Here is a 21,128-nt window from a genome sequence, read left to right on the forward strand (position 1 = left end):
TTCGAAGCCTCCAGGGTAGGACGGGCCGGGGGTCCGGCGCGGGGGGTTCACGGGGCGGGCGGAGGCATGGGCGGACGGGTGTGTGCGCCTGTACGGGGGTTTCACCGGTGGCCCAAGGGGTGAGGCCGTGGTCAGAACTGCTGGTCGTAGCCGCCGCCTTCACGGCGGGCCGACCGCAGTCCGCGCTCCACGGAGGCCACCCGCTCGGTGAGCTCAGCGAGCCGCTGTTCGAGCCGCTCCAGCCGGAGTTGGGTGCCGCGCACCGCTTGGAGGAGGGTGCGCACGGTGGGGTCGGTCGCGGGATCGGCGACGAAGAAGCCGGGTTCGAGCAGCCCCTCCACCAGTACTCCGTCCTCGACGAGCCGCCGGTAGGCGGAGTCCACCGCCTTGGTGAGCTTCCGCAGCTCGGTGGCGAGTTCCTCGGGGGCGGGCAGCCGGTCGCCCGGCCGGTACGTCCCCGCGTCGATGTCGTCGCGGATCCTTGCCTCGACGTCGTCGGACCGCAGCGTCCTGCGCATGTGCTCCATACGGCGAATCTATCGACGCCGTCGGAGACGGGGACCGAGAAGCGGGACGGGAGACGGCGACGGCCCGGCCCCCGTCCTCCGGGGGGCCGGGCCGTCGCGCCGGGGTCAATTCTTGACGGTGATGCGGTCCGCGGCCGGCGGGGCCAGCGGGGAGGACGCCGAGGAGTGGGCGCCCAGGTAGGCGGTGAACGCCTCCAGGTCGGAGGCGCCGACCAGCTTGTTCCTGCCCTCCTTGAAGACCGGGAAGCCGTCGCCGCCGCCCGCGAGGAACTCGTTCATCGCCACGCGGTAGGTCTTGGCGGGGTCGATCGGCTCACCGTTCAGCTTCACCGAGCCGGTGTCGATCCGGTCCTTGCCGGACTTGGTGAGGTCCAGGGTGTAGGTAAAGCCCTTGGACACCTGGAGGATCTTCGGGCTGTTCTCATTGGCCCCGCTGACCTGCTGCTGGAGCGCGGTGATCAGCTGGGCGCCGGTCAGGTCGAGCACGTTCATCATGTTGGTGAAGGGCTGCACGGTGAACGCCTCGCCATAGGTGACGACCCCGTCCCCCTCACTGCCCGACGCCTTGTACGCGAGGTCGGAGCGGATACCGCCCGGGTTCATCAGCGTGAGCTGCGCACCGCCCTTGTCGGCGGGGGAGAGCGCCTCCAGCTGGCCGTCGGTGATGACATCGCCGAGCGGGGTCTCGTAGGCGGTGGAGCCGCGTCCGGGGATCTCCGCGGAGACATAGCCGACCGGCTTGTTCGCGATCGGTGCGGCCAGCTTGTTCCAGCGCCCGATCAGCGAGGTCATGTCCGGGGCCTTGGGCTGCTCACGGTTGACGACGTGGTTGGCCGAGTCGGCGCCCTTCACGGACGTCCGGACGATGTCGCCGGTGCGGCGGTCGTAAGTGAGCGTGGTGTCCGTGTAGAGCCGTCCGAAGGAGGCGGCCGAGGTCACCGTGCGCGGGGTGCCGGACGGGTCCGGGATGGTGCACGCGTACGCCTGGTGGGTGTGGCCGGTGACCAGGGCGTCGACCTTCGGGCTGAGGTGCTTGGCGATGTCGACGATCGGACCGGAGACCCCGTCGCCCGCACCCGGGCTGTCGCAGTCGTAGTTGTACGAGGAGGAGGCGGGCATCCCGCCCTCGTGGATGAGCGCGACGATCGACTTCACGCCCTTGCGGTACAGCTCCCTGGCGTACTTGTTGACCGTCTTGACCTCGTCGTGGAACGTCAGTCCCTTGACGCCGTCGGCGGTGACGACGTCCGGCGTGCCCTCCAGCGTGACGCCGATGAAGCCGATCTTCACGCCCTTGTGCTTCCAGACCGTGTAGGGCTTGAGCAGCGGCTTGCCGGTCTTCTCGTCGGTGACGTTGGCCGCGAGGTACGGGAAGTCGGCGCCCTGGAACTTCTTGCCCTTCTCGTAGCAGCCGTCCTTGGGGTGGCAGCCGCCCTTCTGCATCCGCGTCAGCTCGGCGCGGCCCTCGTCGAACTCGTGGTTGCCGACCGAGGTGACGTCCAGATCCAGCGTGTTGAGCGCCTCGATGGTCGGCTCGTCGTGGAAGAGACCGGACAGCAGCGGGCTGGCGCCGATCATGTCGCCACCGGCCGCGGTGACCGAGTACGGATGGCCCGCGCGGGCCTTGCGCAGGGAGGTGGCGAGGTATTCGACACCGCCCGCCGGGACGGACTTGGTGGTGCCGTCCGCCTGGGTCTCGGTGACGTTGCCCGAGGAGCCCTGCGGCGGTTCCAGGTTGCCGTGCAGGTCGTTGAAGGAGAGCAGCTGTACGTCGACGGTGCGGTCCGGCCGGTGCCCCGGCGCGGCCGTGGTGTCCGCGCCCGCGGGGTCCGCGGCGGACAGGACACCGGCGGTGGCCGCGAGGACCGCGACCCCCGTGGCCAACCGGCGGGCCGCTCCGCGCCGTTGAGGTCTCGCTGCCATGTCGTCCCCTTTTGCCCGTGGTGGTCCGAATCCGTGGTCAGGTGCGTTCGAGCGGATGTGCCCGTGGTGCTCGGTGGGCCGAAGCATACGGTCAACGCGCGTAGCGAGGCAGGGGGATGAGGTTACGAGCTGGTTGCCGGCGGCCGGCCGTCACCCGCTGGTTGGCCCATTGGGGGGAAATGTCCCCTGCCGGGGAACGCCGGTGCGCCGCGGCCGAGTCGTAGGCTCGGCACCATGAATGACGTGGTGAACGAGACGGCCGGCGCCCGGCGTATCGAGGTCCTCGAGGAGCTCACGCCCGCTGTGGTCCAGGATGTGCTGCGCCTGATCGCGGAATCCGCGCGCACCGACGGTCAGCAGGCGGTGTCCGAGCAGGGGCGGCTGCAACTGCGGGGGCAGCGACCGGGGGTACGGCATCTGGTGCTGCGCGAGCCGAGCGGGGAGCTGGTCGGCTACGCACAGCTGGAGGACACCGATCCGGTGGAGGCCCCGGCCGCCGAACTGGTCGTCCACCCGGCCCACCGCGGCCAGGGGCACGGCCGGGCGCTGGGGGTGACCCTGCTGAAGGAGTCCGGCAAGCGGCTGCGGGTGTGGGCGCACGGCGGCCATGCCTCCGCCCGCCATCTCGCCCAGGTACTGGGGCTGACCCTGTTCCGCGAGCTGCGTCAGATGCGGCGGCCCCTGGGATCGCCCGCGGAGCTGGGCATCGACGAGCCCGCGCTGCCGGAGGGGATCACCGTACGGACCTTCAGGCCCGGTGAGGACGACGCCGCCTGGCTGGCGGCCAACGCCGCGGCCTTCGCCCACCACCCCGAGCAGGGCTCACTCACCCAGCGTGATCTGGACGACCGCATGGGGGAGGTCTGGTTCGACCCGCAAGGCTTCTTCCTCGCCGAGCGCGCGGGCGAGATCGTCGGCTTCCACTGGACCAAGGTGCACGGCGAGGAGCGGCTGGGCGAGGTGTACGTGGTGGGCGTGCGGCCGGACGCCCAGGGCGGCGGCCTCGGCCGGGCGCTGACCGCGATCGGCCTGCGCCACCTGGCCGCGCAGGGGCTGCCGACCGCGATGCTGTACGTGGACGCGGACAACCTCGCGGCCGTCTCCGTCTACGACCGGCTGGGCTTCGTCACGCACGAGACGGACCTGATGTACCGCACGGAGACCTGAGCCCGAGACGGGAGCCGGGCCCTGGGCCGGGCCCTGGGCTTTACGGAAGCCGGGACCGGGGTAGGGTCCGGGCCGCGGCGGGCCGGAGCCGGGGCCGGGACCTGGGGCCGGGACCCGGGGCCGGGACGGAACGCCTGCGGGTCGGGTCCCGATTTCCTACGCGCCATGTCTTCGTTACCGACGATTCAATCTCGGTTGCAAGCATCACTGAATGCAGTCCGCTGTGCCGAATCCGTCGAACCGGAGACTCCGTGCCGCCGTCGCACACGCTTCCGCCACGCCGTCTTCCGTCCCGGCGCGGAACAATGAGGTCATGAGCCACTCCAGCGGTCAGGCACCGGTCCACCCGCAGCCCCAGCCCTCGGTCGGTTCGATCGCGGCGCACAGGCCGCATGCCGTCGCCGTTCCGCCGGTGCGGTCGCTCGACCCCGACCTCGACGCCGATCCGGACATCTACGAGGAGGGCTCCGGTCCGGACGCGGAGAACGGCGAACTGCCCCAGGGGCGGTTCCTGGACCGTGAGCGCAGCTGGCTGGGGTTCAACGAGCGGGTGCTGGAGCTCGCCGAGGACCCCGCGACCCCGCTGCTGGAGCGGGCCAACTTCCTCGCGATCTTCGCCGGCAACCTGGACGAGTTCTTCATGGTCCGGGTCGCGGGTCTGAAGCGGCGCATCGCCACCGGTGTGGCCACCCGCTCCGCCTCCGGGCTCCAGCCCCGTGAGGTGCTGGAGCAGATCTGGACCCGGTCCCGGGAACTCATGGCCCGGCACGCCGCCTGCTACCAGCAGGACGTCGCCCCGGCGCTGGCCGAGGAGGGCATCCATCTGATCCGCTGGCCGGATCTCACCGAGAAGGAGCAGTCCCGCCTCTTCACCCTCTTCCGGCAGCAGATCTTCCCCGTGCTGACTCCGCTGGCCGTGGACCCGGCGCACCCCTTCCCGTACATCTCGGGGCTCTCGCTCAACCTCGCCGTCGTGGTGCGCAACCCGGTGAGCGGCCATGACCACTTCGCACGGGTGAAGGTTCCGCCGCTGCTCTCCCGGTTCCTGGAGGCGTCGCCGCAGCGCTATGTGCCGCTGGAGGACGTCATAGCGGCGCATCTGGAGGAGCTGTTCCCGGGGATGGAGGTGCTCGCGCACCATATGTTCCGGGTGACCCGCAACGAGGACCTGGAGGTCGAGGAGGACGACACGGAGAACCTGCTCCAGGCCCTGGAGAAGGAGCTGCTGCGCCGCCGCTTCGGGCCCCCGGTGCGGCTGGAGGTCGAGGAGTCCATCGACCCGTACGTCCTGGACCTGCTGGTGCGCGAGCTGAAGATCTCCGACGCGGAGGTCTACCCGCTGCCCGGCCCGCTCGACCTCACCGGGCTCTTCGGGATAGCGGCGCTGGACCGGCCGGAGCTGAAGTACGCCAAGTTCGTGGCGGGCACCCATCGCGACCTGGCCGAGGTGGAGTCCGCCTCGGCCCCCGACATCTTCGCCGCGCTGCGCGAGCGGGACGTCCTGCTGCACCACCCGTACGACTCCTTCTCCACCTCCGTGCAGGCGTTCCTGGAGCAGGCCGCGGCCGATCCGGACGTGCTCGCGATCAAGCAGACGCTCTACCGCACCTCGGGCAAGTCGCCGATCGTCGACGCGCTCATCGACGCCGCCGAGTCCGGCAAGCAGGTGCTGGTGCTGGTCGAGATCAAGGCCCGGTTCGACGAGCAGGCCAACATCAAGTGGGCGCGCAAGCTGGAGGAGGCCGGCTGCCATGTGGTCTACGGCCTGGTGGGGCTGAAGACCCACTGCAAGCTGTCGCTGGTGGTCCGCCAGGAGGGCGACACCCTGCGCCGCTACTCCCACGTCGGTACCGGCAACTACCACCCCAAGACGGCACGGCTCTACGAGGACCTGGGGCTGCTCACGGCCGACCCCAAGGTCGGCGCGGATCTGTCCGACCTGTTCAACCGGTTGAGCGGCTACTCCCGCCGGGAGACCTACCGGCGGCTGCTGGTCGCGCCCAAGTCACTGCGCGACGGGCTGGTCACCCGCATCAACAAGGAGATCACCCACCACCGGGCGGGCCGCCCCGCCTCGGTGCGGATCAAGGTCAACTCGATGGTCGACGAGGCCGTGATCGACGCCCTCTACGGGGCGGCGCGGGCCGGAGTGCCGGTCGACGTCTGGGTGCGCGGCATCTGTGCGCTGCGGCCGGGCGTTCCCGGGCTCTCGGAGAACATCCGGGTCCGCTCCATCCTGGGGCGCTTCCTGGAGCATTCGCGCGTCTTCGCGTTCGGGAACGGCGGTGAGCCCGAGGTGTGGCTCGGCAGCGCCGACATGATGCACCGGAATCTGGACCGCCGGATAGAGGCGCTGGTGCGGGTCACCGACCCCGCTCACCGCGCGGCGCTCAACCGCCTGCTGGAGAGCGGTATGTCCGACACCACCGCCTCCTGGCACCTGGGCCCGGACGGCGAGTGGACGCGGCACGCCACGGACCCGGACGGACAGCCGCTGCGGAACGTACAGGAAATGCTCATAGACGCCCGGAGGCGACGGCGTGGTTCAACGACATGACCTGCCGCTGGTCGGGATGACGGGTACCGGTCAGCCGCCCGGCACCCCGCCCCGTGGCGCCGGTCCGGGCGGCCCTGGGGGGCCCGGGGGGTACGGCACGGCGGAGCGCATCGCGGACCCGGCCCCTGCCGCGTCCCCGCCCACGGCCGGGGACGTGCTCGCGTCCTATCTGAACGCGCAGGCCGGAGACTTCCTGCGGAGTCTGCGGCTGCACCGCGAGAGCGGCTCCGACGCCGAGGAGTCCGCGGAGGCCGCCCGGCTGCTGCGCCGGGCCGCCCGCCGGATCAGCGGCGCGCTGTCCGTCTACCGCCCGCTCACCGACACCGCCTGGTCCGATGAGCTCCGCGCCGAGCTGGCCTGGCTGTCGGGCACGCTGGCCCTGGAGCACGCGTACACCGAGCGGCTGTCCCGGCTGCGTGACGCCCTCCACCGCCTCTCCGGTACCGGCGGGCCGCCGGACCGGCCCGCGGCGGAGGAGGCCGCGGCCGTGGGGGCGGCGGCGGGCGAGACGGCGGGAGGCGGCGGGAGCGCGGCCGCCCCGGCCCGGCCCGCACGGGCCGCCCGCCGCAGCGTCTCCCTCGCCACCGGCACCCCGGACCCGGCGCCCGCCCCGCCCGCCCCGCGCAGGGCCCCCGTGGACGGCGCGGACCCGGCGGAGGCGGCGCACGGGGCCGAGGAGACCTCCGCGCCGGCCGGCGGCAAACGGTCCGGGAAACGGGCGGCCGACCAGCGAGCCGACCCGCGAGCCGACCAGCGAGCCGACCAGCGAGTGGATCAGCGCACCGGTCAGCACGCCGACGGACCGGACGCGACAGGACATCCGGCCACCGCCCCCCAGCGGGCCGGTGGTGCGGACGGGGGCCGGGGCGCCGGGCTGACCGTGGGGGCAGCCCGCGCCGGGGCCTTGCTGGAGCGCCAGCTCACCCTGGCCCGGACCCGCGCCCACACCGCCGCCCTCCAGGCGCTCGGCTCCTCCCGCTTCCACGCGGTCGCCGACACCGTGGCGCTGCTCGCCTCCGAGGTGCCGCTCGAGGAGCCCGCCGCCCAGCGCCCCGCCGAGCAGGTGCTGATCCCGCTCGCCGAGACGGCGTACCGGCGGCTGGTCGAGGCGGTCGACGTACTGCCACTGGGCCGCGCCGAACATCCGTACAACGCCGAGGCCCTGATCCACGGGCTCGCCGCGACCCCCGCCGCCGACGCCCCGCCCGCCAGCGAACAGCAGGACGCGCCCTGGCACCAGGTGCGCCATCTGCTGCGCATGCGCCGCTACGCACTGGAGGTGTTGGAGATGGCGGAGGCGCCGACGGTGCCCAGGGCTGCGGACGAGGGGCACGGGGCCGGGGCGGTGAACGGCCCGGTGAACGGCCCGGTGGAGCCCCCGCAGTCCGTACGGCTGCTGGCCGCCGCCCAGGCGCTGGAGCGCCACCGCGACGCGTCCGAGGCCGCGGCCGCCGCGGCGGCCGCGGCCCGCACCCCGCGGATCGCCCCGGCCACGGCGTACGCGCTCGGTGTGCTCCACGCCGATCAGCGCCATGAGGTGGAGGCGGCCCGCTTCGCGTTCGGCCGGATCTGGCGGCGCATCGCGACCAGAGCGACCTGAAGACCACCAGAGCGACCTGAAGACCACACGGGCGGACATCAGCGGGCACCAGCGATCCGCGGCGACCGGGGAGGCGGGACGGCAGATGGCTCAGCGGAATTCCCAGGGCTCGGGCGACGGCGGCGCGGGCGCGCCCACCGGACCCGTCCTCGCGGCGGGCTGTGTGCTCTGGCGGCGCGCCCCCGACGGCGGGCGGCTGGAGGTCGCGGTGGTCCACCGCCCCCGCTACGACGACTGGTCGCATCCGAAGGGCAAGCTCAAGCGCGGTGAGGACGCGCTGCGCGGCGCGGTGCGGGAGGTCGCGGAGGAGACCGGTATGGGATGCGCCCCCGGCGCCCCGCTGCCCACCCTCCGCTATGTGGCCAAGGGCCGTCCCAAGGAGGTCCGCTACTGGGCGGCGGAGGCGGTCCACGACGAGCCCTTCGTCCCCAACCGCGAGGTCGACCGGCTGGTCTGGCTGCCGCCCTCAGCGGCCCGGCTGCGGCTGACGTACGACCACGACCGCGGGCTGATCGACGCGCTGCTGGACGCGGTGTCCCCGTCGTAGGGCGGTGCGGCGCCGGGCGTCAGGGCCGGGGCGCCAGCGCGTCCCAGCGGACCGTGAGTTCGCCCTGCCGCCAGCGCCGGGGCCCGTCCACGAGCGGCCAGCCCGCGGCGCGGAGCGTCTGGGCGCTGCGTATCCAGCGCTGCCGGGCGCTGAGCGCCGCGTACGGGGCGGCGGCCGCCCAGGCGCGGTCGAAGTCGCGCAGGAAGGTGTGCACCGGTTCGCCCGGCACATTGCGGTGGATGAGCGCCTTCGGCAGCCGTTCGGCCAGGTCGGAGGGGCGTTCCAGGGAGCCGAGCCGGGTCGCGAAGGTCACGGTGCGCGGACCGTCCGGGGCGAGGGCGACCCATACGTGCCGCCGTCCGATCTCGTCGCAGGTCCCTTCGACCAGCAGGCCGCCCGGGGCCAGCCGGGCGCACAGCCGCCGCCACACCTCGGCGACTTCGTCCTCCTCGTACTGCCGCAGCACATTGGCGGCCCGGATGAGCGCGGGCCGGGCGCCGTCCGGCAGCGGGACCTCGAAGCCGCCGTGGGCGAAGGCGAGCCCCTCGCGTTCGTACGGCCGCGCGGCGGCGACCCGCACCGGGTCGATCTCCACCCCGACCACCCGGGCCCCGGGCCGTACGGTGCGCAGCCGGGTCAGCAGTTCGACGGCGGTCCAGGGCGCGGCCCCGTAGCCCAGGTCGACCGCCACGGGGGCCTCGGCCCGGCGCAGGGCGGGTCCGTGGGCGGCGGCGATCCAGCGGTCCATGCGGCGAAGCCGGTTCGGATGGGTGGTCCCGCGGGTCGCCGAACCGACCGGGCGGGTCGGCGGCGGTACGCGGGCGGGCATGGCCAGAGCTTATGGGGTGCCTCGGGCGGGGCGGCCGTCCGGTCGGCCGTCACACGGCGCGTCCGTCCCACTCCCCGAACGTCACACTTTGGCAAAGCGGAAATGGGAAGGAGCGATTCCGGTGTTGACGGTTCGGAGGGGCAGCCCGCCCCCGGCTAGGAGGTATCGCGCGGTGAGCCAGCACGCGTCCCGCCTCGGCGGTCTGCGAGGCCGATCCCATGTGCCGTTCGGCGGCCACCCCCACGCGCGCTTCCGGCGCGTGCCGCGGCGGCCCCGGCGGATCGCGATGCTCAGCGTGCACACCTCCCCCCTGCACCAGCCCGGCACCGGCGACGCGGGCGGGATGAACGTCTATATCGTCGAGCTCGCCCGGCGGCTGGCCGACCTCGACATCGAGGTGGAGATCTTCACCCGGGCGACCACCGGCGTGCTCCCGCCCTCCGTCGAGCTGGCGCCCGGGGTGCTGGTGCGGCACGTGGCCGCGGGCCCGTACGAGGGGCTGGCCAAGGAGGACCTCCCGGCGCAGCTGTGCGCGTTCACCCACGGGGTGATGCAGCAGTGGGCGGGCCACCGCCCCGGCTACTACGACCTGGTCCACTCCCACTACTGGCTCTCCGGCCACGTCGGCTGGCTGGCCGCCCAGCGCTGGGGCGTACCGCTGGTGCACGCCATGCACACCATGGCCAAGGTCAAGAACGCCGCCCTCGCGGCCGGTGACACCCCCGAGCCCGCGGCCCGCGTCATCGGCGAGCAGCAGATCGTCAGCGCCGCCGACCGGCTGATCGCCAACACCGCCGAGGAGGCGGACGAGCTGGTGCGCCACTACGACGCGGCGCGCGACCGGCTGGCGGTCGTGCATCCGGGGGTGAACCTGGAGCGGTTCCGTCCGGCGGACGGCCGGGCGGCGGCCCGCGCCCGGCTCGGACTGCCGCCCGACGCGCTGATACCGCTCTTCGCCGGGCGCATACAGCCGCTGAAGGCACCCGACATCCTGCTGCGCGCGGTGGCCCACCTCCTGGAGGAAGACCCGTCGCTGCGCGAACGGCTCGTGGTGCCGGTGGTCGGCGGGCCGAGCGGCAGCGGGCTCGCCAAGCCGGAGCGGCTGCACAAGCTGGCGGCGCGGCTGGGGATCTGCGACGTGGTCCGGTTCCGGCCCCCGGTCGTCCAGGACGAGCTGGCCGACTGGTACCGAGCGGCGTCGGTGCTGGTCATGCCGTCGTACAGCGAATCGTTCGGACTGGTGGCGGTCGAGGCGCAGGCATGCGGCACCCCGGTGGTGGCGGCCTCGGTGGGCGGCCTGCCGGTGGCCGTGCGGGACGGTGTCAGCGGCACCCTGGTCGGCGGCCACGACCCGGCCGACTACGCCCGCGCCCTGCGGCCCTTCGCGGACGAGGCGGGGCGCGTGGACCGGATGGGCGCGGCGGCGGCCCGGCACGCTCAGTCCTTCGGCTGGGGCACGGCCGCCGCGGCGACTGCGGAGGTCTACATGGAGGCGATGCGCGAGCGGCGTCGCCTACGATCGGCCCATGGGTGACGCCAACACCAACGCCGACAGGTCCGGTAACGGAGCCGACGCCGACAGCGCAGCGAGCGCCGGGACCGTGATCGAGCGGACGCTGCGCGACGCCGAGCTGGAGTGGGAGAGCCCGTCCGAGGGGACGTACGTGGTCACGCTCCCGGGCACCCGCAAGCTCTCGACCACCTGCTCGCTCCGCGTCGGCAGGCACTCCCTCTCGATCAACGCCTTTGTCATCCGCCACCCGGACGAGAACCACGACACCGTCCACCGCTGGCTGCTGGAGCGCAACACCCGGCTGTACGGGGTGAGTTACGCCATCGACCCGCTGGGCGACATCTATCTGGTCGGGCGGCTGCCGCTGGCCGCCGTCACCCCGGACGAACTGGACCGGCTGCTCGGCACCGTCCTGGAGAACGCGGACGGCAGCTTCAACACCCTGCTGGAGATGGGCTTCGCCACCGCGATCCGCAAGGAGTACGCATGGCGTACGGCGCGCGGTGAGTCCACCCGGAACCTCGAGGCGTTCACCAACCTGACGCGCGACGCCGCGGGCTGACCCCCGGGCCGCCCCGCCCCCGGACCGCCCCACCCCCCGCCCCGCCCGCGAACTGCCCCGCCCGCCGCGAAATTTCTCCGATACCGCGGTGAAGAAAACCGTTCTGTGCGGGCTCTTCATGGTGAACCGGCTTCAGCCGGGAACCATGAAGGGGAGACACAACGGTGCTCATGGACAATCCGTGGCTCACGGTGGCAACGGTCGTGACGGTGGGGGTGCTGCGCCTGATGGGGGACGTCATTCGCTGGCTGGCGGCGCGCTCGGGCGAACGGGCCCGGGCGCGGCTGCTGATGGAGCTGGTACGCGGCTCGGGCCCGGGCACGGTGCTCACCGACCACCGGGCGGACGGCGCGGCGCTGACCATCCGCCGCCCCGAGGCGGAGAGCGGCCGGGGCGGAGCGGACGCGCGGGGCGGGGGCCCGGTATGAGCGACACGGCCGAGGAGACCACGCGCGACGAGGAGTTCGACGCGTTCTACGCCCGCACCAACCGCCGGCTCACCGCCCATGCCCTGATGCGGTTCGGCCGCGACCGGCAGGGCGTCGAGGACGCCCTCCAGGAGGCGTACATCGAGGCGATGAAGCGCTGGCCGAAGGTGCGCGCCTGCCCCTCGCCGGAGGGCTGGGTCCTCACCACCATGCGGCACAAGCTGGTGCGTGACGGACGGCGCTGGCGGAACCGCTGGAAGCCGGTGGAGCTGACCGTTCCGGCCTCCCCGACCGCCACCGTGGAGGAGACCTCGGAGGCGCTGGCCACCCTGCGCGCCCTCACCACCCTGCCGCCGCGGCAGCGCGAGGTGATCGTCATGGCCACCTCGGGCATGAGCTACCAGGAGATATCCGCCGAACTCGGGATCACCACCCGGGGTGTGGGCAGCAATCTGCACAAGGCCCGCGCCCGGCTCACCCTGCTGCTGAGCATCCCGCCCGGTTTCGACCGCGAAGGCGAGCGGCTGATGAGCCCCAGCCCGCGCGACCCGCTGTACGCGGTGCTGTCGGCCGCGGCCGCCTGGCTGCTGGACGGGCTGTGCGCGGAGCAGCGCGGACGCGAGCCGGGGCGCGGCTCCGGGAACGACTCCGGCCGGGGGCACGGCCGGGGGCACGGCCGGGGGAACCGGTGATCGCCGCCGTCCGCGCCCTGCTGGCCGTGGCCCTGCTCGCGGGGTTCTACGTGCTGGTCGCGGTGATGGTGCTGTTGTGGGTGGGCTTCCTGGTGGTGGCGTTATGGAGCTCCGGACAGCCGACCGCCACCACGCCCCCGACCAGCATCTTCCTGCTGTGCGCCGCGTTCGCCCCGGTGATCGCCGGAATGGTGTGGGCGGTGGTCCGTACCGCCCGGCCCGCCGGACCGCCCGCGGGCACGGTGTGGGTGAGCAGGCGCGGGGCGCCCGCGTTATGGGCCGTGGTCGAGGAGCTTGCTCGCGCCGTGGGCACCCGGCGGCCGGACCACATCCGGCTGACCAGCGAGGTCAACGCCTCCGTCACCGAGGACGCCTCGTTCCTGGGCCTGGTGCCCGGCTCCCGCACCCTCTATCTGGGGCTGCCCCTGCTGGCGGGCCTGCCGCCCGCCGAGTTGCGCGCCGTCCTCGCCCATGAGCTGGGCCACTACTCCCGCCGCCACAACCGCTTCGGCGCCCTCGCCCACCGCGGTTCGGCCGGTCTCGACGCCGCCCGGCAGGCGATCCGGGACGCGTCGGCCGCCAATGACCTGGTGCGGATGTACGCGGGCGGGCCGCAGGCGCTGGTCGGGCTGTACGCACGGGTCTTCCGCCGGCTCACCCGGCCGGTGCGGCGGCGGCAGGAGCTGGAGGCGGACCGCGAGGCCGCCCGGGTGGCCGGGGCGGACACGGTGGCCGGCGCGCTGCGCTCCACGGCCGTGCTGGAACAGCTGTGGCCGGAGTTCATCGCGGAGTTCCTCACCCCGATGCGCCGGGCGCACGGATGTGTGCCCGACGACCCGTTCCGGATCTTCGCCGATCTGGTCGAGGCGCCCGAGCTGCGGGAGCTGATGGCCGAGGTGCTCGAGGACGCGGTGCGGCGGCCCGCCGACCCCGACGACCCGCACCCGGGTCTGGCCGTCCGCCTCCGCCGGCTGGCCCGCCTCCGTATGCCCCCGGGCCCGGCCGCACCGGACCCCGCCGACCTCGAACCCCTCTGCGTACCCGCCCGCTACGCCGCCGAGGCGGGCCGGTCGCTGTTCTCCGGGGCGAGGGACACGGTGCCGTGGCGCGACTGGCTCGCGCTGCTGGCCGCCGAGCGCGCGACCCGGATCCTGACCCCGCTGGCGGAGGCGGTGCGTACGGTCGAGCACGAGGAGGCGGGCGGGGAGCGGCCCGGCCCCCTGACCATCCACCGGGTGCTGCGGCTGGTGGACAGCGGCCGCCGGATGCCGCTCGCCCGAGCCCTCAACTCCCGGCTGGCCGCCGCCGGGCCGGCGGGGCGGGAGCCGCTGGAACCGCTGGCCGCCGCGCTGTCCGTGCTGATCGGGGCGCAGTTGGTGGCGGGCGGCAGCGCGTACTGGGCGATGCACTGGACCGGACCGAGCACCCTCGTCCCGCCCGACGGCCTCGCGCCCGAGACGATCCGTGCCTGGGCCGACACCGCCGTACGACTCCCCGGCCAGACCCAGCGGCTGGGGCTGCATCTGGCCGCCCTCGGCGTGGACGAACGCAGCCCGCTGCCGGACCGGGCCGAGGCCGGTACGTCCGACGGCGCGCCCGGGGACGAGGTGCGGAACGTCAGCATCGCGCCCCAGGTGTCCGAGCCCGCCCGTCGGCGGATCGGCGCGGTACGGGCGCTGGCGCTCACGGTGCTGCTGGGGTTGACGGGGCTGGGGTACGCGCTGTGGAGCGACCGGGGCGAGCCGACGTACCCGGGGGGCCCGGTGCCCCGCTGGACCCAGCAGCCCGGCGGCCCCTACGGCTCCGACCCGGCCCCCGGCGCGGTCCCGACCTACGACCTGCCGTCGGGACTCCCGACGGGACTCCCGACGGGGCGGCCGCTGCCCACGGGGCTCCCGACGAGTCGGCCGCTGCCGTCGCTGCCGCTGCCGAGCATCGATATCGAGTCGCTCGTGCCGCGGCGCACGCCGTAACGTCAGCCGACGGTGTCGGCGTCCCGAACGACCGGCGTCGTCCCGCCCTCCCCGACGACGACGTCGCGCACGTCGTCCACGTCGCGCACGTCGTCCACGTCGCGCACGTCGTCCACGTCGCGCACGTCGTCCACGTCGTTCACCGCGTTCACGTCATCCGCGGCGGGCCGGGCCCGCAGTCTGCGCCCCAGCGCCGCGTACCCCGCGGCCGCCACGACGCCGACCACGGCGCTCCCCGCCCACAGTGCGTCGGCGCCGAAGCGATCGATGACCGCTCCGCCCACCAGCGGGCCGGTCAGCGAGGCGAGGGACCAGGACAGTACGTACATCCCCTGGTAGCGGCCGCGGCCATGGGTGGGGGAGAGCCGGGCCACCAGCCCCATCTGGGTCGGGGAGTTGATGATCTCGCCGAGCGTCCAGACGGCGACGGCCAGCGCGTACAGGCCCACCGACCCGGCGAAGGCGGTGAGCCCGAAACCGCATCCGGTGAGCAGCGCGGAGACGACCAGCAGCGGCGCCGGATCACGGTGCTCGATGAAGCGCGTCACCGGGATCTGCACGGCCACGATCAGTACGCCGTTGGTCGCGATGGCCAGTCCGAAGTCGGAGCTGGACAGCCCGTCCGCGCCCATCGCCACCGGCAGCGCCACGAATCCCTGGAGGAAGAGGACCGCCAGCAGGTACGACAGCGCGACCACGGCCATGAACCGCCGGTCGCGCAGCGCCGTGCCGAGCCCGATCTCCGGCTCGTCCGTGGCGGGCCCGTCGGCGCTCCGCTCCGGCCGGGACTCCGGCAGCTTGACGAAGACGATGACCGCGCAGAGCAGGGTCATCGCCGCGTCGCTCAGGAACAGGGTCAGATAGCCGTGCCGGGCGATCAGCCCGGCCGCCATCGCCGAGAAGGCGAAGCCGAGGTTGATCGCCCAGTAGTTGAGGGCGAAGGCCCGCACCCGGTCCTCGGGCGCCACGATGTCGGCCATCATCGCCTGCACGGCGGGCCGGGAGGCGTTGCTCGTCATACCCACCAGGCAGGCCACGACCGCGATGGCGACCGGGTCCTGGACGAAGCCGAGCACGGCGACCGTGACGGCCGTCGAGACCTGGGACACCAGCAGCGTGGGCCGCCGCCCCAGCCGGTCGGTCAGCACCCCGGCCACCACCGCCGACACCGCCCCGCCCAGCCCGTGCAGCGCACCGACCAGTCCGGCGAAGGTCGCCGAGTAGCCGCGTTCGACGGTCAGGTACATGGCAAGGAAGGTGGCGACGAATCCGCCCAACCGGTTCACCAGCGTGGAGGTCCACAGCCACCAGAACGCCCGGGGCAGCCCCGATACGCTCTCCTTCGCTGCCCGCCGCAGCCTGACGACGGCCTTCGGCGACATCGGCGACCCCCCGTGGATCAACGCGTATCAACCACGCAATGTAAGTAGCTCTGCTGAAAAACGCACCTTACAGCTCCCCTCCCCGGGCCGCTACCGGATTACCGGAGTCCGCCCTTTGGTCGTCCACTGACCCCCTCCGACGGGTCCAGTAGGCTCGAGCGCATGGCCGACGCACCGTACAAGCTGATCCTCCTCCGCCACGGCGAGAGCGAGTGGAACGCGAAGAACCTGTTCACCGGCTGGGTGGACGTCAACCTGAACGAGAAGGGCGAGAAGGAGGCAGTCCGCGGCGGTGAGCTGCTGAAGGACGCCGGCCTGCTCCCCGACGTGGTCCACACGTCCCTCCAGAAGCGCGCCATCCGCACCGCGCAGCTCGCCCTGGAAGCGGCCGACCGCCTCTGGATCCCGGTCCACCGCAGCTGGCGCCTCAACGAGCGCCACTACGGCGCCCTCCAGGGCAAGGACAAGGCCCAGACCCTCGCCGAGTTCGGCGAGGAGCAGTTCATGCTCTGGCGCCGCTCCTACGACACCCCGCCGCCCCCGCTGCCCCGCGACGCCGAGTACTCCCAGTTCTCCGACCCGCGCTACGCCACGCTCCCGCCGGAGCTGCGCCCGCAGACGGAGTGCCTGAAGGACGTCGTCGTCCGCATGCTCCCGTACTGGTTCGACGGCATCGTCCCGGACCTCCTCACCGGCCGCACCGTCCTGGTCGCCGCCCACGGCAACTCCCTGCGTGCCCTGGTCAAGCACCTCGACGGCATCTCCGACGCCGACATCGCGGGCCTGAACATCCCCACCGGCATCCCGCTCTCCTACGAGCTCGACGCCGACTTCCGCCCCCTCACCCCGGGCGGCACCTACCTCGACCCGGAGGCCGCGAAGGCCGCGATCGAGGCCGTGAAGAACCAGGGCAAGAAGAAGTAGCCTTTGCGATCACGCCCCCGACCTGCGCCTACGGCGCGGATCGGGGGCGTTTTCACGGCCCGGGCCCACTGTGGGCCCTCAGTCCCCCGAGCCTTGCGGCCGGAGCGCCAGCCCGAGAGCCTTCCGGGCGCGGTCCCGGCTACTCGGCATGAGGTGCGCGTACACCTTCAGGGTCAGGCCCGGGTCGGAGTGCCCGAGATACTCGCTCACGGCCTTGATGCTCTCCCCCGCGTCCAAGAGAACGGACGCGTAGAAGTGCCGCAGGGCGTGCATGCCGTGTTCGCGAGCGGCGGCGTGCTCGCGGCTCTTGGCCTTCGGGATGACGCCGACCTTCGCGAGGGCGGGCTTCCAATGGTCCTCGTTCAGCGACGTACGCCAGACGTGCCCGCCGTTGGGCCCACTGAAGATCAGGCGTTTGGTCACAGGCTGGCCGTTCGCCCGCATCCACGGCAACGTGACCTCGACGGGCGGGAAGCGCTCGATGTGCTTCTTCAGCGCCTCCGCCACGGGATCGGGCAGAGGCACGTCACGGAGCTTGCCGCCCTTCGGAGGCGCGAACACGGCCTTGCTCAGGCTCAGCTTGAGTTGCTGCACCACGTGCAGGGTGTTGGTGTCGAAGTCCAGCTCATCGACGCACAAGCCGAGGATCTCGCCCTGTCGCAGGCCGCAGCCAGCGCCCATGTCGACCATGGTGCGGAAGCGCTCGACCATGGCGGCCCGCACGGTGAAGACGCGTTCCGGCTGCCACGGGACGACACGGCGCATGCCCATCTCGGGGAGCGTCACCGTGCGCGAGTTGCAGGGATTCCGGCGAAGGTAGCCGTCCTCGACGGCCGCGCTGAGAGCGGCGCGGACGTTGGAGAAGATCACACGGGCGTACGCGCCGGACATGCCGGACGCTTCGAGCTGCGTTACGAACTCGCGGATGTGGCTCGGCTGGAACGACCCGAGCGGACGTGACCCGATGCGGGGAAAGGCGTGCAGCCTGAGTTGGGACTGCATCGACGCTCGGGTGTTCGGGTCTCCGCTCTGGCTCGCAAGCCACTCCTCCGCGAACTCCTGAAAGGACGTCCGGGACGCGTTCGGGTCGATGTAGTCACCGCGAGCCACGTCCGCAGCCATCTTGCTCAGCCACTGCTCGGCGAGGCGCTTCTGTCCGTCGGCGAACGACTTGCTCTTGCGTTTCCCGTCAGGCGCGAAGTAGCGGGCCCTGTAACGCAGCCCCTGGCCGTAGCGAGCGGTCTTGACTCGGACGGTCTTGCCGTCGGCGTTGGTCTCGGTCTTGAGCCAGCGGTCTTGGATGCTGCCTGCCATGAGAGGCGGGGTCCTTTCCCAGCATGGAGCAGGGGCAGCCGTTGAACGGCTGCCCCTGACGGTGTGTGAGGTTGCGTCAGGCCGCGACGCGGTCGACGTTCTTGAGCTGAGTGACGTAGGCCCCTACTTCGGCGGGGTCGTAGCGAACGTGCTTACCGACGCGGAAGCCGGGAGGACCGGTGCGCTTCCTGCGCCACTGGTAGACGGTTTCGAGGGGGACGCCGAAGATCTCGGCGATGTCGTCGGGAGTGAGGTACCGGTCGAGGACACCGCTGCGGAGGGTGGCGCGGGGGTCGGGTTGAGCGGAACGGGTTCGGCTCATGGGGTCCTCAGAGGTTGAGTCGCGTTGGCTTCGGGGGTGTCTCGGACTCCGCGTGTGTCCGAGGTGCGGATTTCTGCGTCATTGCGTCATCAGCGTCATTCATGCTTTTGACCTGCGGTTTTGTGTGACGCAGCGGCTAGGGGGTGCGTCATCGGCGCGTCATGAGCTGTGTCATCGCATGACGCAGATGACGCAGGATGACGCAGAGGCCGCCGTCTGCGTCATGCCTCTTGCCGCAGGTCAGGGGCCGTTTTCTCGTCCGCATGACGCAGATGACGCAGCGTCTTCCCTCTTAGGACAAAAGAGGGGGTGTCTGTTGTAGTTCGGTGGCGCCTCAAAGCGTGAAGAAGGAGCCGCTTCGCGGCGCGACCCTTGGGCGGCGTTCCGCCGAACAGCAAGAGGAGCACGCCTCGGCCCTGGTGCTCTTCTTGCTTGTCCAGGCGAGCGGCGTTCGCGGGTCAGGCCAGCCGCTTCTGCTCGTGTGGGGGCGGGGTGGCCGGGCGGGTCATTTCGAGGTAGCGGCCCTCGCTGGTGCGGCCGGTGTCGATGAGGACACCACGAGCGGCAAGCGTCGGCTGGAGGCGCTTGAGCCGGTCGGAGAGGACTTTGCCCGTGGTCGGCCAGCCCTTGGGCAGGGCACGCAGTTCATCGCCGCTGTAGAGGCGACTGAGGCAGTGCAGCCACTCGGTAGACGTCATCCGCTGCTCGCCGCCCGGCTCGATGGTGTCGGCATGCCTGAGAACGGTCTGCGCGAGGAGATCGCCCTCGATCACGTCGTCGTTCAGGTCGTCCAGACTGGCCCGGTAGGCGGTGAGCGCCCCCAGGCCGGTTGCCGCATCGAGCTGCGCGCACAGGTGCGCGAAGTCTGCCATCCGCAGGTCGGTGGGGGTTTCCGCCTCAACCGCGCGGATCTTGACAGTGAGGTCAAGGAGAGAGCCGAGAACGACGGGCAGAACTTCCGCGTACTCCGTCCAGAGTTCTGCCTCGGTGCGCCGGACGCGGGGCCGCTCCAGTCGCAGCGGCAGGAGCCGTTCCGCCAGGTCGGGCCGGATGACTCCCACATCGATCCCGGTCAGGAGCAGGGGGCGGCGGTAGCGAGCGCGGAACACGTCCCCGTCGGTGAAGAGGGCGCGCTTGACGTTCTCGGCGCCGGTGACGATGCAGCACATGGCGTCGGACAGGTCCGGCGTCATGTGGGAGAGGTTGTCCAGGGCGGTGACCCATCCGGCCGCCACCGCCGCGATCAGGTTCTCCTCGTCCTTCGGCGCGCGGCGCAGGTCACCGCTCATGCCCTCGATGATCCGCACGAGCATCCGGCCGCCGGTGGACTTCCCCGCGCCCTGCGGTCCGGTGAGGAACGGCGCGGGAACGGGCACGGACGGCCCGAGGCAACCGACCAGCCAGGCGATAGCCAGGCACTCGGTCTCTGCGTTGGCGAAGTTGCACAGGCGGAGCAGGAGGTCGATGCCCTTGCCGTCGGTGTCCTTGGCGGGCAGGGGCAGTTCCCCAGTGAGCTGGGTGCGCCGCCAGCACACCTCGCGCGGGTCGGGAGTGAGGATGTCCCAGCCGGTGGGGTGGATGCGGACGGACTTCCCGTCATCGCGGCCCAGGTCCAGCCACGTCGCCCCGTCGAATCCGGGGGCGACGCGGATGTGGACGGGCTGCACGTCCTCAGACAGCGCGAGCGCTTCGATCAGGTCCAACGCCTCCTTCAACGCGGTCCCGTTGAACACGCCGCGCCCGTCCTTGAACAGGCCGACCATGAGTTCCTGGCGGTGGCTGCCCGTGGTGCCCTGGGAGCGGATCGGACGGGCCACGGGGTGACCGTTCTTCTGCGCGTACACGGTGCCGTCGGGGGTGCGGAAGTACCGGAAGTGCGCCTGTGCGTAGTCGGTGATGATCTCGCGGGCCGGGGTCTTGTCGTCGTCGGACATGGCTACAGTCCCAACCTGGTCAGGGCGTTGGTCCACGCGTCGGTGCAGTGCCGGGCGGTCTCGCCCTTGGCCTGTGCGGCGGTGAAGAGCCGCGCGGTGTGCGCTTCGGTGAGGCAGCCGCACCGGCCGTGCGTGGACAGCACGGCGAGGAACGTGCGGTAGACGGTGGCGTGCACCGCACTGGTGGCCTGGGCGATGCGCTGTTCCGCCATGGCGATGCCACGGTCCAGGTACGTGGGCGTGCGGTGAGGGCACTCCCCGCCCCTGGCCCGTGTGGGCACCGTGAGGGGCTGCGGCGCGGACCGGGGTGTGGCGGGTTTCTGGACGGCCAGGGCGCGCACGGCGTCCGGCAGGTGGGCCATCGTGCCGGAGCCGAATCCGAGCCACCGGGCGTAGGCCATCGTGGACTTGATGTCCACGCCCGGCCGGACCGCGTTCGCGGACTGCATGGCACCGAAGTAGAGCCAGTGCTCGCCGCGCGTGGTGGGCACGGTCTGCGTGGCGGGCAGGTTCGCGCGGGCCCACGCGATCGCGTCGGCGTCGTCCAGGTCCACGACCGTCAACCCCGCCCCGCCCGGGTGGTAGGCGACCGCACTCGCGCACCGCCAGGCGCGCCGCCAGACGCCAGAACCGACGACGTTTGGGTCGGTGGTCGCGGCGGACCACGCGTGGCAGGGCGCCGGGCAGGCGCAGGGGCCGGGGGTCTTCATGTTGGGTCGGCCGCCACAGGCGTTGTTCGCGCAGCGCGTGCAGTTACCGAACGGCACCTTCCCGGCTCGTAACGGCAGCACGGGCACGCCGGAGGCTGCCAGAGAGAGAGCGGTATGCAGGTGCTCTGCCCGAATGGTGGTCGGTTGGGTCATGCTGGAGGTCTCCAGTTCGTGAGTGGCGTGCTGGATTGGCGGCGGCCCCGGTTCTTGGCGGAGTGGGGGCC

At 72.3% G+C, this 21,128-nt stretch carries 18 protein-coding genes; 10 read left to right on the plus strand and 8 right to left on the minus strand.

Annotation, left to right across the window (positions count from 1 at the left end):
- Positions 1-131: 131 nt before the first annotated feature.
- The gene (locus tag HUT19_RS22440; RefSeq protein ID WP_176182190.1) at positions 132-527 is read right to left on the minus strand and encodes a GntR family transcriptional regulator; all 396 of its coding nucleotides are present in this window, start codon (positions 525-527) and stop codon (positions 132-134) included.
- Between the two features lie 105 nt (positions 528-632).
- On the minus strand, positions 633-2,450 hold the full coding sequence (locus tag HUT19_RS22445; protein WP_176182191.1) for a bifunctional UDP-sugar hydrolase/5'-nucleotidase: 1,818 nt from the start codon (positions 2,448-2,450) through the stop codon (positions 633-635).
- Between the two features lie 234 nt (positions 2,451-2,684).
- On the opposite strand from HUT19_RS22445, the gene mshD reads away from it, so the two are divergent.
- The 4 genes from mshD (at position 2,685) to HUT19_RS22465 (ending at position 8,321) form a co-directional block, all read left to right on the plus strand.
- Positions 2,685-3,617 (plus strand): mycothiol synthase, encoded by a 933-nt coding sequence (gene mshD, locus HUT19_RS22450; RefSeq protein ID WP_176182192.1) that lies wholly within the window; start codon positions 2,685-2,687, stop codon positions 3,615-3,617.
- Between the two features lie 313 nt (positions 3,618-3,930).
- The gene (locus HUT19_RS22455) at positions 3,931-6,174 is read left to right on the plus strand and encodes an RNA degradosome polyphosphate kinase (protein WP_217712276.1); all 2,244 of its coding nucleotides are present in this window, start codon (positions 3,931-3,933) and stop codon (positions 6,172-6,174) included.
- The gene (locus HUT19_RS22460) at positions 6,158-7,774 is read left to right on the plus strand and encodes a CHAD domain-containing protein (RefSeq protein ID WP_368661701.1); all 1,617 of its coding nucleotides are present in this window, start codon (positions 6,158-6,160) and stop codon (positions 7,772-7,774) included. Before HUT19_RS22455 ends, HUT19_RS22460 begins: the two co-directional genes overlap by 17 nt.
- An 85-nt stretch (positions 7,775-7,859) precedes the next feature.
- Positions 7,860-8,321, plus strand: coding sequence for an NUDIX hydrolase (locus HUT19_RS22465; protein ID WP_176182194.1), 462 nt, complete (start codon positions 7,860-7,862; stop codon positions 8,319-8,321).
- Positions 8,322-8,340: 19 nt separating this feature from the next.
- Here the strand turns inward: HUT19_RS22465 and HUT19_RS22470 are convergent, their stop codons facing one another.
- Positions 8,341-9,150: a class I SAM-dependent methyltransferase gene (locus tag HUT19_RS22470; protein ID WP_176182195.1), complete on the minus strand. Its 810-nt coding sequence runs from the start codon at positions 9,148-9,150 to the stop codon at positions 8,341-8,343.
- Positions 9,151-9,322: 172 nt separating this feature from the next.
- On the opposite strand from HUT19_RS22470, the gene mshA reads away from it, so the two are divergent.
- The 5 genes from mshA to HUT19_RS22495 all read left to right on the plus strand — a co-directional run bounded on the left by mshA (position 9,323) and on the right by HUT19_RS22495 (position 14,318).
- A complete protein-coding gene (gene mshA / locus HUT19_RS22475; protein ID WP_176182196.1) occupies positions 9,323-10,684 on the plus strand; it encodes a D-inositol-3-phosphate glycosyltransferase in 1,362 nt (453 codons plus the stop codon).
- The gene (locus HUT19_RS22480) at positions 10,677-11,225 is read left to right on the plus strand and encodes a YbjN domain-containing protein (RefSeq protein ID WP_176182197.1); all 549 of its coding nucleotides are present in this window, start codon (positions 10,677-10,679) and stop codon (positions 11,223-11,225) included. Before mshA ends, HUT19_RS22480 begins: the two co-directional genes overlap by 8 nt.
- Positions 11,226-11,395: 170 nt before the next feature.
- Positions 11,396-11,653, plus strand: a complete 258-nt coding sequence (locus HUT19_RS22485) for a hypothetical protein (protein WP_176182198.1) — start codon at positions 11,396-11,398, stop codon at positions 11,651-11,653.
- A complete protein-coding gene (locus HUT19_RS22490; RefSeq protein WP_176182199.1) occupies positions 11,650-12,345 on the plus strand; it encodes an RNA polymerase sigma factor in 696 nt (231 codons plus the stop codon). The genes HUT19_RS22485 and HUT19_RS22490 overlap by 4 nt, the downstream gene beginning before the upstream one ends.
- Entirely contained in the window at positions 12,342-14,318 is a 1,977-nt protein-coding gene (locus tag HUT19_RS22495) for a M48 family metallopeptidase (protein ID WP_254885715.1), read from the plus strand. Before HUT19_RS22490 ends, HUT19_RS22495 begins: the two co-directional genes overlap by 4 nt.
- A 2-nt stretch (positions 14,319-14,320) precedes the next feature.
- On the opposite strand, the gene HUT19_RS22500 is transcribed toward HUT19_RS22495, so the two are convergent.
- Positions 14,321-15,700 carry an MFS transporter gene (locus HUT19_RS22500; protein ID WP_176182200.1) on the minus strand — a complete coding sequence of 460 codons (1,380 nt, stop codon included), beginning with the start codon at positions 15,698-15,700 and terminating at the stop codon, positions 14,321-14,323.
- 162 nt (positions 15,701-15,862) lie between these two features.
- Between HUT19_RS22500 and HUT19_RS22505 the strand changes: the two genes are divergently transcribed.
- Positions 15,863-16,624, plus strand: a complete 762-nt coding sequence (locus HUT19_RS22505) for a phosphoglyceromutase (RefSeq protein ID WP_176182201.1) — start codon at positions 15,863-15,865, stop codon at positions 16,622-16,624.
- A gap of 78 nt (positions 16,625-16,702) precedes the next feature.
- On the opposite strand, the gene HUT19_RS22510 is transcribed toward HUT19_RS22505, so the two are convergent.
- The 4 genes from HUT19_RS22510 to HUT19_RS22525 form a co-directional block, all read right to left on the minus strand.
- Positions 16,703-17,938 (minus strand): tyrosine-type recombinase/integrase, encoded by a 1,236-nt coding sequence (locus tag HUT19_RS22510; RefSeq protein WP_176181358.1) that lies wholly within the window; start codon positions 17,936-17,938, stop codon positions 16,703-16,705.
- Positions 17,939-18,014: 76 nt separating this feature from the next.
- Positions 18,015-18,260, minus strand: a complete 246-nt coding sequence (locus HUT19_RS22515) for a helix-turn-helix domain-containing protein (RefSeq protein ID WP_176181359.1) — start codon at positions 18,258-18,260, stop codon at positions 18,015-18,017.
- Positions 18,261-18,718: 458 nt separating this feature from the next.
- Entirely contained in the window at positions 18,719-20,194 is a 1,476-nt protein-coding gene (locus HUT19_RS22520) for an ATP-binding protein (RefSeq protein ID WP_176181360.1), read from the minus strand.
- 2 nt (positions 20,195-20,196) lie between these two features.
- Positions 20,197-21,057 carry a bifunctional DNA primase/polymerase gene (locus tag HUT19_RS22525; RefSeq protein ID WP_176181361.1) on the minus strand — a complete coding sequence of 287 codons (861 nt, stop codon included), beginning with the start codon at positions 21,055-21,057 and terminating at the stop codon, positions 20,197-20,199.
- Positions 21,058-21,128: the final 71 nt, after the last annotated feature.

The sequence above is a fragment of the Streptomyces sp. NA02950 genome (genome assembly GCF_013364155.1).
Classification (GTDB): domain Bacteria; phylum Actinomycetota; class Actinomycetes; order Streptomycetales; family Streptomycetaceae; genus Streptomyces.